Source organism: Pedobacter borealis DSM 19626 (genome assembly GCF_000708285.2).
Taxonomy (GTDB): domain Bacteria; phylum Bacteroidota; class Bacteroidia; order Sphingobacteriales; family Sphingobacteriaceae; genus Pedobacter; species Pedobacter borealis.
This window is the reverse complement of record NZ_JAUG01000035.1, coordinates 12150-26972: the sequence shown is the minus strand read 5'-3', so window position 1 is coordinate 26972 and position 14823 is coordinate 12150. Positions and strand designations below refer to the sequence as shown.

Annotated in this window: 9 protein-coding genes; 8 read left to right on the top strand and 1 reads right to left on the bottom strand. The window is 38.0% G+C overall.

The window, feature by feature from the left end:
- The first annotated feature begins 1 nt into the window (after position 1).
- The 6 genes from AW17_RS11620 (at position 2) to AW17_RS11595 (ending at position 8559) form a co-directional block, all read left to right on the top strand.
- Positions 2 to 1657 (top strand): RagB/SusD family nutrient uptake outer membrane protein, encoded by a 1656-nt coding sequence (locus tag AW17_RS11620; RefSeq protein WP_051691783.1) that lies wholly within the window; start codon positions 2 to 4, stop codon positions 1655 to 1657.
- A 155-nt stretch (positions 1658 to 1812) separates the two neighbouring features.
- Positions 1813 to 3831 carry a glucosidase family protein gene (locus AW17_RS11615; RefSeq protein WP_209444242.1) on the top strand — a complete coding sequence of 673 codons (2019 nt, stop codon included), beginning with the start codon at positions 1813 to 1815 and terminating at the stop codon, positions 3829 to 3831.
- Between the two features lie 4 nt (positions 3832 to 3835).
- Positions 3836 to 5212, top strand: coding sequence for a hypothetical protein (locus tag AW17_RS11610; protein ID WP_051691782.1), 1377 nt, complete (start codon positions 3836 to 3838; stop codon positions 5210 to 5212).
- Positions 5213 to 5517: 305 nt separating this feature from the next.
- Positions 5518 to 6081, top strand: coding sequence for a porin family protein (locus AW17_RS11605; RefSeq protein ID WP_029276527.1), 564 nt, complete (start codon positions 5518 to 5520; stop codon positions 6079 to 6081).
- 209 nt (positions 6082 to 6290) lie between these two features.
- On the top strand, positions 6291 to 7217 hold the full coding sequence (locus tag AW17_RS11600; RefSeq protein ID WP_029276525.1) for a sugar phosphate isomerase/epimerase family protein: 927 nt from the start codon (positions 6291 to 6293) through the stop codon (positions 7215 to 7217).
- 400 nt (positions 7218 to 7617) lie between these two features.
- On the top strand, positions 7618 to 8559 hold the full coding sequence (locus AW17_RS11595) for an ROK family protein (protein ID WP_036669721.1): 942 nt from the start codon (positions 7618 to 7620) through the stop codon (positions 8557 to 8559).
- A 284-nt stretch (positions 8560 to 8843) separates the two neighbouring features.
- On the opposite strand, the gene AW17_RS11590 is transcribed toward AW17_RS11595, so the two are convergent.
- Positions 8844 to 11027 carry an alpha-galactosidase gene (locus tag AW17_RS11590; RefSeq protein ID WP_029276521.1) on the bottom strand — a complete coding sequence of 728 codons (2184 nt, stop codon included), beginning with the start codon at positions 11025 to 11027 and terminating at the stop codon, positions 8844 to 8846.
- 504 nt (positions 11028 to 11531) lie between these two features.
- Here AW17_RS11590 and AW17_RS11585 point away from each other — a divergent pair.
- Together AW17_RS11585 and ppk1 are read left to right on the top strand one after the other, a co-directional pair.
- The gene (locus AW17_RS11585) at positions 11532 to 12752 is read left to right on the top strand and encodes a Pycsar system effector family protein (RefSeq protein WP_029276520.1); all 1221 of its coding nucleotides are present in this window, start codon (positions 11532 to 11534) and stop codon (positions 12750 to 12752) included.
- A complete protein-coding gene (ppk1, locus tag AW17_RS11580; RefSeq protein WP_029276518.1) occupies positions 12752 to 14791 on the top strand; it encodes a polyphosphate kinase 1 in 2040 nt (679 codons plus the stop codon). The genes AW17_RS11585 and ppk1 overlap by 1 nt, the downstream gene beginning before the upstream one ends.
- The last annotated feature ends 32 nt before the right edge of the window (positions 14792 to 14823 follow it).

The following is a 14823-nucleotide window of genomic DNA, read 5'->3' as shown; positions in this document are numbered from 1 at the left end:
CATGAAATTGAACATAAATAATTTAAAAATAAACAGCACGGTTTTACTCATCTGTACACTGCTGTTAATCGGGGGATGTAAAAAGGCACTCGAGCTGCAGCCTTTAAATGCTTACTCAGAAAAGGATGTATGGACCGATCCAAAACTGGTTCAGGTTTTTGTAAACAGTATTTACGATCAAACTGTACTGGCTTACCAGGATAGTGGGCTAGGCTGGGGCGCGCAAACCGATGAGCTTTATGGAAACTTTAACTGGACAAATGAAAACCTGTATGTACGGGGCGAGGCCACACCTGATAACCAAAGTTCAGGATCGTTGAACCATTGGAACAAAATGTATGCTTCTATCCGCTACAGCAATATATTCTTCGCAAATATTGACCAGGTAACAGGAGGAGGCGATGCGGTTAAAACGATGAAAGGTGAGGTACATTTTTTACGCGCTTTGGCTTATTTCGAACTGCTAAAAAGGTTTGGTGGCGTACCGCTTATTGTTAAGGTTTACGATGTGAACGACAAAAGCTTTAACGAGAAAAGAGCCACATGGACCGAAACAAAAGATTTTATACTTGCCGAGATCACAGAGGCTTTAAAAACCCTGCCAACAGTTTATGCAAATGCTAATGATAAAGGCCGCGCCACCACAGGTGCAGCTTTAGCCTTAAAATCGAGACTTTTACTATATGCAGCGAGTCCTTATTTTAACAAAAGCAACGATAAGAAGCTTTGGGAAGATGCAAAATTAGCAGCCAAGGCCGTAATTGACTTTGCTACGCCTAAATATGCTTTATATGGCAATGCGGCTAACGGTACTTATAACAAAACTTACCTCGATTTTTTCAATTCAGAAATTATTTTTTCGAGGGTATACAGCGGCTTGGTAAGAGCAGATCGTTATAATACCGTGAGCAGAGATTTAAGCCCAAATGGTTATAATGGTTATAGCGCTTACAATGTTGTTCAACAAATGGTTGATGATTTTGAAATGGCCGATGGTACTAAATTTAGCTGGAGCAATCCTGTACAGGCAAAAGATCCGTATCTGAACAGAGAACCAAGATTTTATGCGACAATTTTGGCCAATAACCAGCAGTTTAAAGGACGTTTAACCAGCTTTTACGAAGGTGGAGACGACTCTCCGCAAAGTCCTTATTCTCCGTGGAATGCTTCGAAAACCAGATACTGTGTGAAAAAAATGGTAAATGAGGCTTTCGATTGGAATGTTCAGGACTACGATGCTACGCAGTGGGTGGTTTTCAGGTTATCAGAAATCTATCTAAATTATGCCGAAGCCTGTGCTGCACTTGGTGAAGACGGCGAAGCCTTAAATTACCTGAATAAAATAAGGATCGAAAAAGCAGGTATGCCAGCGGTAAGTGGCTCTGGATCAGTATTAATGGATAAGATAAGACATGAGCGAAGAATCGAACTTTGCTTTGAAGGACACCGTTATTTTGATATCAGGAGATGGGGGATAGGGGAAACAGGTTCGGAAGATGCAAAAGGGGTAACGATTACCAAACAGGCAAACGGTACTTTTACCTATGCATTAATGACCGTTCAGGAGCGTACTTGGGTACCAGGTTTTTATTTTTACCCAATCCCGAGAAGCGAAATACAAAAGAACCCTGCCATTGTGCAAAACCCAAATTATTAATTAAATGCTATTTTTAATGAAGATTGTCTCATAAATATAAAATTTGTCATCCTGTCCAAAGGACTCCTTCGGAGAGCTTGTCGAAGGACCTTGTCGAAAGATTTTAAGGCGTTTCGACAGGCTCAACGTGATAGATTTGAAGAAAAATCGTATTTATGAGCAAGCCTATTCATTTTTCCCTTTTTGATATGAAATCTTTACCAATAAAATGTATACCGTTCATCTTAATTTTGCTGCATTGTTTTGATGTAAACGCTCAGAATTTACGCTGGCACCTGCAGAAGAACGGGGGCATCGAATGGACCGTTAAAAAAAATGCCAAACATACCGATCAGATAGAAATGAGCGGGAAACAAATTTCCGCAATAATTACCTATGGGGTAAACGATAAAAATAACCTGATCTTAAAAAGAAAACTCGTGTTCCCGATGCTGCGGACAATCCCAAACGATACCCGGGGTAGTCTGATTAGGGATTTTGACCAGTTAATACCTCCGGTTTTGATCGACGGAACAGCTTTGGACGAACAGCCAGTGGCTTTTTCAATCAATGGTTCGGTGAAGGTCAGGTCTGAAATAGGAAATGTGAGCATATTGCGCGAGTTATTCCCATCAACCGATAAACCAGCATTTATTGAACACACGATATTTAAAAATAATGGATTGAAACCAGTCGAAATTGTTGTTCCGGAGTTTGATCAAACAGATAGTACCGCACGCAGTAAAGGCGTTTATGGTACTTACCTGCTCAATACAAAAATATATGGGACCGGTAAGTTTATTTTAAAAGCAGGAGAAGAGCAAACCTATGCAATTGTTTATTCGGCACGGAAAACAGCCGACCAGCCTTATACTTTTTCTTCAGTATACGAATCGTTAAAACGACGGAATTTCGTAAGCGAAATTACACAGCAACTGGTACTGAAAACACCAAATGATACCCTGAACCAGATGTTTGCTTTTGCCAAAATCAGAGCTTCTGAAAGTATTTTTGATACAAAAAATGGTTTGATGCATGGTCCGGGTGGTGGATCTTATTACGCTGCGATCTGGGCAAACGATCAGGCAGAATACATGGACCCGTTTTTTCCTTTTTTGGGCAATGCTGCAGGGAATGAAAGTGCTAAAAACAGTTTCCGCCTGTTTGCCAAATACATGAATCCCGAATACAAACCGATTCCTAGTTCGATTATAGCAGAAGGAACTGATAAATGGAATGGAGCGGGCGACCGTGGCGATATGGCTATGATTGCTTATGGTGCATCGAGGTTTGCTCTGGCTTATGCAGATACAGCCGAGGCCCGACAATTGTGGCCACTGATAACATGGTGCCTGGAATTTTCAAGAAGGAAAAAAAGTGCAGATGGGGTAATTGCTTCCGATTCGGATGAGCTGGAAGGCAGGTTTCCGGCTGGTAAAATTAACCTATCAACCAACGCGCTGGTTTACGGTGCATTGATCAGTGCTGCAGATCTGTCAGCAAGTCTTGGCGATAAAACAACTTCAACAAATTTGCTTAAAGAAGCATCTGTACTAAAAATAGCAATAGAGAAATATTTTGGGGCAAAGGTGCAGGGATTCGATACTTACCGTTACTACGATGGAAACGATAAGCTTAGATCATGGATTGGAATGCCTTTGGTGATGGGGATTTACGACAGAAAGGAGCAGACCGCCAAGGCGCTTTTGTCTGATTACCTGTGGACAAAGGACGGGATGTTGAGCGAATCAGGATCAAAAGTATTCTGGGACCGTTCACTTTTGTACGCTGTGCGTGGCTTGTTCAATGCAGGTATGACCGATACCACCATGAAATATCTGAAATATTATACCGCCAAACGTTTGCTGGGCGAACATGTGCCTTATGCTGTTGAAGCCTGGCCAGAAGGAGATCAGCGCCATCTTTCGGCTGAGAGTGGATTATATTGTCGTGCCATAACCGAAGGATTGTTTGGGATACAACCTACTGGTTTTAAATCATTCCGGTTGTGCCCTTATCTTCCTGCAGGCTGGAAACAAATGTCGCTTAAACACATAAGGGCATTTAATAGCGATTTTGATATTACGGTTTTCAAGATTGGAGGAAAGATCAAAATTTTGGTAGAACAGGAAAGTGGCAAAAAACAAGAAATCAACTGGAACGGAAAACAGGCTGTAGAAATTAACTTATATTAAACACATGAAAAGAATCCTTTTTGTATACATTTTTCTTTGCCTATGCTACGGCGTTTATGCCCAGGGCGGAGTAACTTTCAAATCAACCGATGCCGCTTTGCAAACCGCATTTGTTAGGGCCAAAGAAATGGCATTAAGTTATAAAGGCAAGCCTTCTGATCCGGTTGGCCCTTGGTACGAATCTGCTTTACCGCCAAGATCGGCATTCTGTATGCGCGATGTAGCCCACCAGAGCATTGGTGGCGAGATATTAGGCTTGAATAAGGAAAATAAAAATATGTTCAGGCTATTTGTTAACAATATATCCGAATCTAAAGACTGGTGTTCTTATTGGGAAATTAACCATTTAGGTAAACCTGCTAAAGAAGATTATCGCAATGATACAGCATTTTGGTATAACCTGAATGCGAATTTTGATGTGCTTAATGCCAGTTGGAAATTATATTTATGGACCGGCGACCTTGAATATATCAACGGCGCAGGTTTTAAAAACTTTCACGAAAAATCGGTAACTGAATATATTAACCGCTGGGTATTGCAGGCCGATTCTTTGCTGAAAAGACCAACGCATCCAAATGCGCCAGTGCCATTCAATGATAACGATTCTTTTCATAGGTGCCGTGGTTTACCTTCTTATTCGGAGGGAGTGCCCAATATTAAAATGGGGGTCGATCTTGTGGGCGCAATCTACAGGGGACTAATGTCGTATGCAGCTATGCTCGACCTAAAAGGACAGCACAATAAAGCAAAACAGTTTAAAGAAAAGGCTGTAGCTTATCAGAAAAGTATCGATGCTTTGTGGTGGAACGACAGCGCTTCGCAATACCATACTTTTTATTCGAACGACCATAAATTTGGTATGGATGAAGGGGAAACTTTTTTACTCTGGTTCGATGCTTTAAAAGCTGGTGAACGCAAAGAAAAAACCATTCAACATCTATTATCGAAAAACTGGAATGTAGAAAACCTGTCGTATTTTCCTTTAATTATGTACCAAAACGGGCAGACAGAAAAAGCCTACGGTTATTTGTTGCATTTAACCGATCCTGCAACAGCCAGGAGGGAGTACCCTGAAGTTTCTTTCGGTGTTATTAAAGGTTTTACAGAAGGATTAATGGGAATAGAAGCCGATGCACGGTTTGATCAGATCACAACATTGTACCGTGGTAAAAAAACAACAAGTTCCGAATTAAAAGATTTACCTGTATTAATGACTTCCGTTACAGTAAAACATAATGGTAATGTTGCTACAACACTAACCAATAATGGCCAAAAGAAAATTCTCTGGCAGCCCAAATTTTTAGATGATAAAGGGAAAACCATTGTGAAGAAAGCAGTTTGGGTAAAACCAGGAAGCTCAGTTAAATTTAAAAGAGCCTAACTACATCTAGCTTTTTTCACCGTAAGTTTAATTTATTTTTTTAATGGCATAGGGCAATGTGATTAAGTTAAGTACTATGCCGTTGTCAGTCTGAGCTTGTCGAAGACCTTTCTATGGTCGAAAATGAAAAAACATTTGTCCTTCGACAGGCTCTCCGTAGGAGTCCTTTGGACAGGATGACAATGTTTTTTGTTTTGTCCTTAAAAAATAAATGACATTGGGCGTAGGGGTAAATCCAAATGTTGTTGTCATACTTTCAAAAACACAATAAATATTTAATTATTTAAAAAACAAAAAGTATGAAAATGAACAAGTTTTATTTATTAGTTGCTGTTATGGTTATTACAGCGGGAGTGGCAAAAGCACAAGACGCTGATCTTGTATTTGGTGTAAAAGCTGGTGTAAACTATGGAACATTGCCAACAAGTTTAAAGACCATAACGGATAAAAAAGGAAAGGTAGGTTATAATTTTGGGGTATTCGCCCGGGTTGGTAAATCATTATACTTTCAACCAGAATTGAACTATGTTAGTTTTAAGAGTTCATATGTTTATGCAGCTAACACTTATACACCAAAATTTAACCAACTTAATTTACCACTTATGGTTGGATATAAGCTTATCGATACCGAAGCCTTAAATTTCAGGGTTTCTGCGGGGCCTGATGTTAATTATACTCTTAACGAAGCAAAAGGACCAGCTGGCTTTGATTATAAAAAGCTTAATTTCGGTGGAGTGATCAATGCCGGGGTAGATGTTGGCAACATCAGTATCGACGCGAGATACAGTAGAGGCCTTACAAAAATTAACAAGGGCCTGAATGAAAAAAGTGGTTTGTTTAATCTATCTGTAGGATTTAAATTGTTTTAGGCACATCTAAACTTATTATTTTAACTTAATAAGTTTGAATATTTGAAGAACATAAGAGGTTGATCATTTTTATTAATGATGCAACCTCTTTTTGTGTTTAACAGTGCTTTGTTTTTTCGATTATTTTATAAATGAAACCACCTTTTGATATAAACTAAATTCTTTAAAAACTAAAAATGTGTAACTTGAATCCGTAATATATATATCAAATGAAATATAACCGACGCAATTTTATAGGCGGTAGCATGGCACTCACATCAGCTTTATTTTTAACACCAATGGAAACATTTAGTGCACCTTCTTTAGGATCTGAAAAATGGACAAATGGTTTCGCCCTAAAAATCATGGCACCTTATTGGGGCTTTAATGGCTCGGTAACCGATTTTTGCAAAAAGGCAAAAGATTCAGGCTATGATGGAATAGAAATCCTCTGGATGCCGGAAATTGCAGAAGAGTTATTCAAAGCGTTAAAAAAATATCAATTAGAAGTTGGTTTTCTTTGTCGTGGAGACGAAGCCCTACCGGTACCACACTTTGCAACTTTTAAAAAAGTACTTAAAGAAGCCATTGAACATCGATATCAAAAACCGTTGTATATAAATGTTCACTCGGGAAAAGATTTTTTTCAATACCAGGACAACAAAAAATTCATTGATTTTACTGTTCAGTATGCCAAAGAAACAGGAGTTCCAATTTATCATGAAACCCATCGGTCGCGTATGCTTTATTCAGCCCCGGCATCACTACAATATTTAGAGAAAAACCCTGATTTAAGGCTAACCCTCGATATTTCTCATTGGTGCAATGTGAGCGAAAGTTTACTCGAAGATCAACCAGAAACCGTGGCACTTGCCATTTCACGTACCGATCATGTTCACTCCAGGGTAGGCCATGCAGAAGGACCACAGGTAAGCGATCCAAGAGCTCCGGAATGGAAGCAAGCAGTTGAAGCTCATTTTGCCTGGTGGGACAAAGTTGTTGCCATAAAAAAACAACAAGGTAAAGTCCTGACCATGTTAACCGAATTTGGGCCGCCCAGTTATATGCCAACCATTCCGTTTACCAACCTTCCAGTTGCCGATCAATGGGAAATAAATGTATATATGATGCAGGTTTGGAGAAAAAGATATTTGTAGTTTTTCTAAAAAAGGAGACTGCTATATAGCTAGCTTTTTGGGTTGTTTTTTTAAGCAAAATAGGTAATACAGTAGGTGGAAAACTGCTTAGTGATGAAGATTTAGTAGCCGCGTGCCCCAAACTGCATAAGGGTCGAGCTATTCACTGCATTCCTCATGCTTAAAAGCATTAAGTTTATGGCTGTGTTGCCTAAAATGATTACTGTTAAGTGTTTATTTCTCTTTTTAATCAATATTTAAAGGCTTTGGACTGAAATCTAACGGGTAGAGCTTATCGAATTCTATTTTTAGCCTATATTAGATTCGAATAATAAAATGTTATTGAAAAACATGTCCAATAAAGCAATGCAAATGAGATTTAAAGTAGGTTCGGTATATGATTACTTTAAATAATTTCAACATGGAACAATCGTATGCCATCGGAATTGATGTGGGTGGATCTTCACTCAAATGTGGAGTAGTAAATCAAAATGGCGAAATTTTATATTCCATTATTGTATCGCTAAAAAATGCGAAAACACAAGGTGCAATTATTGCGCTCATTGTAGAAGCGATCAATACCTGTGCTAAAAAAATTAAAAACCCTATTCTTGGCGTGGGCATTGGTTTTCCGGGGATTATTTACAACAATAAGATTATTGCGGGTGCTGATAATTTACCCGGCTTTAAACAATTGGCTTTAGGTGAAATCCTGCAAGAAGTAACACGTTATAATATTGTAATGGATAATGATGCCAATTTAATGGGACTTGGAGAAATGACTTATGGGGCGGCCAAAGATTGTAGTGATGTGGTTTTCCTTACCGTAGGTACGGGAATAGGTGGTGCTGTGATGATTGATAATAAGCTTTATGGAGGATTTAGAAATAGAGGTACAGAATTAGGGCATATTGTTGTACAACACTGTGGGGTTGCCTGTGCCTGCGGAGGTCGCGGTTGTTTAGAAGCTTATGCGTCAGTATCTGCCCTGCTTAACCATTATCAGTCTATCCACCCCAATTCACCAGAAGAGATTGATGGTAAATATATGGTAGAGAAATATCTGGCTAGAGAAGAATATGCCGTTGAAGCTATGGAATCGCATTTCGATTATCTGGCTACTGGCATTATTAGTTTTATAAATGTATTTAGTCCGCAAAAAATTGTAATTGGTGGAGGCATAAGCGAATCTGGTGCCTTCTATGTTCGCGAGATAGAAAGAAGAATTAAAACTTTAGCAGTGCCTATTGTACCCGGTAATGAATTGGTAGTTGCTGCTAAGTTGGGCAATAAAGCAGGTTTACTGGGCTGTGCAGCAAATGTTTTTCAAAAGTTTAAGGCTTTTGATTATGCAGTAAAATAGTTCGTCAGAAAAAGAATAGTACTGATTTGAATCTGAATCCCTTGCGGCAAATAAGCAAGAACAAAAAGTATTTAATTTTAAAAAAGAGGTTGTATCATAAATATAGATTTGTCATCCTGTCCAAAGGACTCCTGTGGAGAGCCTGTCGAAGGACTCGTTTAAATACTCTTGAAGGTGTTTCGACAGGCTCAACATGACAGCATGTGAGTTGAAATCGATTTTTAATCAAAAAAAGGGAGGCGATAAGCCACCCTTAATATCTAGAGCTTATGTTTTTAAACAGTTTATATCGCCTGTATCTTTAAAACCACGCTGGTTCTATAAGCATTGGCTTCCGGATTAAAGCCTACCTTCATTAAAAAGTCGCCAGAGTAAACTTTAGTACTGTCAATTGGCGATTTAGCACCTGGGTATAGATTAATTTCTTCTATTTTATATCTTTTAACGGGGTCTAACCCTTTAAGTTTAATTGGTAATATCACACCATTAGTAAAAAGGGTGGCCACATGATAGTTAAAAACAATAGCCTGGTCTTTTGCTTCGTTTACGTAAGCAATTGAAGCTATTTTGTTTTCGTAAGGATCCTGTAAGCGGTATTGCTGACCATGCCAGATAATATCTTTAAAGCCATTATAGGTTTTAACGGCATTCTGACTAAAAAGCAAATCATTTTTACTGAGCTCATTTACACGTACATCATAACCAAGTTTTCCCATCATGGCCACATCTGTTTTAAATTTAATAGGCTGTTTACCCATATCGGTAATGTGGTTATCTACAGCAATAGAAGGGAAATAATACGAATATTCCCATTGAATAAAGATGCGGTCGTATGGATTGGTATTGTCGCTGGGCCAAAATTCGGTGAAATGCTGTAATGCAGCATAATCTACCCTCGAACCGCCTCCAGCACACAGCATCATTGGTGTTTTAGGGTATTTTTTTCTAATCCTATCCAATACGCTGTTTAATCCCCTGATATATTCAAGATAAAAATGATCCTGGTTTTTTAAGGTAGGAGAGTTGGCGTTGTATATTAAGGAGTTACAATCCCATTTAATGAAGGCTATTTCTGGCACTTCCTTAAAAAGATCATCTACTGTTTTATATACAAAATCTTGAACCTTAGGGTTGGTTAAATCCAACACCAACTGGTTGCGCATGTAATATTCTTTTCTTTCAGGCTGTCTGATAATCCAATCGGGATGGTTCTCATAAAGTTCGCTTTTAGGGTTAACCATTTCGGGTTCTATCCAGATACCAAATTTTACACCACTTGCTGTGGCTTCTTTACCCAAAGCGCTGATGCCATTTTTTAATTTTTGTTTGTTATACTGCCAATCTCCCAGGCCAGAAGTAGATCCATTGCGTGGGTATTTATTTCCAAACCAGCCATCGTCTAATAAAAAAACATCAACCCCTAACTTTTTGGTATCTTTTGTTAATTCGTTTAATTTCTCGTCATTAAAATCGAAATAAGTGGTTTCCCAGTTGTTTAAGATGGTAGATCTTTCGCCCTTTCCATCTAATATTTGATAATTTCTGGCCCAATCATGCAAATTTCTGCTGGCTAAACCTTTTCCTGCCGATGAATAGGTATAAATAAAGCGGGGAGTAATGAAGTTTTCGCCAGCCTTTAAAGTATAGTTCGACGAAAAATTATTAATCCCGGCAGTTACGCGGAGGTAATATTCATCGAAAGTTTCAAAATCCAGCTTAAAGTTTCCTGTCCATGCTAATGATCCGGCAATTACTTCGCCCGTATCCTCAGTCGCAGGCTGATCTATCGAAACCATAAACGAAGAAGAATGAAGCAGGTTTGTTCTGGTTCCTAGTTTCGAATCGATGGTTTTTATGCCATGCAGCAATTGCTGTTCTTCCGATCGCATTTCGCGTGTAGCACCACTATACTGGTTTTTAAGGAAGAATTTTTTTCCACTCAGAGTAATATTTGCCGAAGCATACTTGTTTAGTACTATTGTGCCTTTTTCTTTATGTTCAATTTCGGCCCATTGCTCAATTACGTTTTCATTAAAATAGGCCAGGTATTTTAAAGTAACCTGAAAGTTGTATTTTAAATCTTTAAGGATTATGCTGGTTAATTTTCTGTTCTGATCCAGTTGTTCGGTTTTTACATCCGAAAATGTTAATACAGTAGATTTGTTCCCATCAGCATGGGTTACGGTTAATGCCGGTTCTAATAAATTAAGCGAGCCGGAAGCAATGTATGCTTCACGTTTATTTAAAAGGTCATCAGAGCCGGGTTTGTATTTATCTAATGCTTGTATACTTGGGTATTCGCTCGCATTGTCTAGTTTTTTGCCAAGGTAAGTCGATAATAAAGTGTTATCACGATCTGTTTCTAAGATCAGTACATTGTTTTTTGTAGCAATTTCTATCGTTTTCTGCGCTAAGCTGTTTAAGCCGATTGCCATTGAGAGTAAAAAAAAAGTAGTTTTTCTTTTCATTATTTATTCGGGAAAAGTTTGGATACTGTATAGTGTTTTGTATCTTTTATATTTGGTTTTGTAAAATTCGAGGCCAGTTTTTAGAATAAGCAAACCAACTTGTAAGCGCTAAAATGTATTAACAATTATAAATACCATAATTGCTATCATTCAGGTTTAGGTTATTAATGCCAACTCAAAATACTATTGTTTATCAACTACAAGCTAATAAGTGCAAATTAGAATTTTCTGAAGCTAATGAATGTGCTATTTATATCAAATTATAATCTTTTTTTAACAAGAAATAACCTAGTTGCAGGAGATTATAGTGCTAAACTCGATCATTTCTAAATCTAATTGTAAAATAAACAAGGCATTATTATTGTTAAGAGGAGATCAGCATTGTTTTTAAAAAATTAGCGTAATTTTATAATCATAAAAAAAAATATACAGTTTTCAGCTTAAACATTTTCAAGAAATGCATTTCCATCGTCATATTAAATTACCGCAACCCCGAATACACTCATGAACTATAAAAAATTGCAGGAAGATGTAGAAAAGCACGTTGGCGATTACTTCCATACCCATAACGATCCCCGTCTGGTTTATCATAACCTCGGACATACGCAAGAAGTGGTAAATGCTGCACAGCAAATCGCCAATCATTACCAGCTTAATGAACAGGATTTTTTCTCTGTAACCGTTGCGGCCTATTTTCACGATACGGGATATTTTGAAGATGCATTAAACCACGAAGCAAAAGGAGCAGAACTGGCTGATCATTTTTTAGCGAAACATCAGGTCAATCAAGAAATCCGTGACCATGTTAAAAGTGCAATATTGGCCACTAAAATTCCTCAGAACCCTAAAAATGAAATTGATAAAATCATTTGCGATGCAGATCTGTTCCATTTAGGTTTGCCCGATTTCCGCGCAAAAGGGAAATTGATGCACAAGGAAAATGAACTGATCTATAAAAAAGATATCAGTAAATTAGATTGGCGTAAAAAAGATATCCAGTTTATGGAATCACATCATTACCATACCGATTATGCCAATCTGTTGTTGAGCGATCAGAAACAGAAGAATATCGATAAACTGAAAAGTAAATTAACATCGCAGGAAGAAATTAGTACCGAATTGGCAGAACCTGTAAATTTTGCCCCTGTCATTGTGAAAGAGAAGGATAAAAAAAAGAAAGACAAAGACGATCGGCCCGATAAAGGTATCGAAACCATGTTTAGGATTACCTCAGCCAATAACCAACGCCTGAGTGATATGGCCGATAATAAAGCGCATATCCTGATCACCGTAAATTCGATCATGCTTTCCTTGATCGTGAGTTTGTTGCTTAGGCGATTGGAAGACCATGGCAACTTGATTATCCCCACATTTATTTTGTTAATAGTGAGTTTAACCTGTGTGGTGGTTTCTATTTTATCAACACGCCCGTCTATCCCCAAGGGAGAGTTTACGCAAGAAGATATGGATAAGAAAAAAGTAAACTTATTGTTTTTCGGTAACTTTTATAAAATGAGCTTACCCAGTTATACCGATGGTATGATTAAGGTGATGAACGATAAAGACTTTTTATATGGTACCTTAATCACCGACGTATACTCGCAAGGCGTAGTTTTGGGCAGAAAGTATAAACTGATCCGCCTGGCTTACAATATTTTCATGTTTGGTTTAATTGCAGCAGTATTTGCATTTGTAATTGCTTACGCAGCTTACGGTAAACTTTAATGGAACAGATAGTAGAAACCTCTTTTTTTAATAGAGATTTAAGCTGGTTAAAGTTTAACGAGCGTATTTTGATGGAAGCCGAGCGAAGTACCGTTCCACTTTTAGAACGCATTAAGTTTTTGTCGATATTTTCTTCCAATCTCGACGAGTTTTATCGTGTAAGGATGCCCGTGTTACTCGCTTTAGAGAAATTGAGCAATAAGGAAGACACCGATATCCAGATTGACGATAATTTGCTCAATACGGCCAATTTGCTTATTTCAGAACAGCAGCAGCGTTACGGTAAGGTACTTAAATCAGACCTTATTCCCTTGCTTAAAGAGAATAAGATAAACTTAATTTATGGACAACCATTCCCTGTAGAAATTCAGAAAAATATAACCCGGTATTTTTTGAGTCAGGTAATGGCCTTTTTGCAGCCTGTTTACATTAATGCTGATACCAATTTCTTTCCTTCAAATAATGAACTGTACTTTCTGATTACGCTAAAAAAGAAAGAAGATGCTGAAGTTGTTATTTTAAATATTCCTTCCAACCAGTTACCCCGTTTTTATAAGGTCGAATCAGGTAATGAAACTTTTATTGTTTTTCTGGATGATATAGTACGATTTCATTTAGGCCGTATTTTTCCTGAAAATAAAGTTACGGGCTGTTATAGTTTTAAAATTACCAGAGATGCCGAAATTGACCTGAAAGACGAATATTCGGGCAGTTTATCCGAACAATTGGAGAAGCAGTTGCTTAAACGCGATTCGGGTTTGGCTACACGTTTTCTTCACCAGCCAGGTATACCGGCCAACGTTTTCGAATTGCTCAAAAAGCTTTTCAATTTAAAAAAAGCCAATAGGATGGAAGGCGGACAGTACCATAACCTGAAAGATTTTATGGGTTTTCCGGTTAATTCGCCAAAATTATCCAACCAAAACTGGCCAAAAATCTGCAATACCGACCTCATAGATGGATCTTTAACCGAGGCCATTTATAAAAACGACATCATTGTACACACGCCTTACCAGAGTTATGATAGTGTATTGCGTTTTTTTAACGAAGCGGCTATTGATGCTGAGGTTCGGGAAATCTATGTTACGCTTTATCGTGTAGCCAGCGATTCGAAAATTGTTAACGCTTTAATCAGCGCTGCAAAAAACGGCAAAAAAGTGACCGTTTTGGTCGAGCTCAAAGCTCGTTTTGATGAGGCCAACAACATCAAGTGGGCTAAGAAAATGAAGGAGGTAGGTGTTGATATTATTTATAGTGTAACCGCTTTAAAAGTTCATGCCAAAGTTGCTTTAGTGAAACGCCAAACAGGTAACAGAATGCGTTATTCTGGTCTGTTTGCTACCGGAAACTTTAACGAAAGCACGGCAGCTTTTTATACCGATCATATTTTAATGACGGCCAATAAAGAAATGCTGCGTGAGGTAGAGCTGCTTTTTATTTTTCTAGCCAAAAGGGTTAAACCTACTTCTGCCGATCTGATTAAATTTAACCATTTATTGGTAGCACAGTTTAATCTGCAGCAAGTTTTTCTTGATTTGATAGATCGCGAAATTGAACATGCCAAACAAGGTAAACCATCAGGTATTACCATTAAAATGAATAATCTCGAAGAAAAGGTTTTAATCGACAAACTTTACGAAGCATCATCGGCAGGCGTAAAGATCGAACTGATTGTACGGAGCATTTGTCGCTTAATTCCAGGTGTACCAGGAATGAGCGAAAACATTAAGGTTACCCGTATTGTAGATCGTTATTTAGAGCACGGACGTGTTTTTATTTTTAATAATTTAGGTAAAAACGATGTATACCTCGGCTCTGCCGATTGGATGAACCGGAATATTTATAGAAGAATTGAAGTTTGCTTTCCGATTCATAACGAGCAGATTAAGCAAGAAATGATAGATATTATCGAAATCCAAAAACAAGATAATGTGCAGGCGGTTTGTATAGATGAAAACATGGATAATATCCCTGTTAAAAGTAGCAGGACTTCTGTAGAGTCTCAACATGATATTTATCAATTATTAAAAAATAAATAACGCCGTGGTCTGTGGGGACACAGACCATGGAC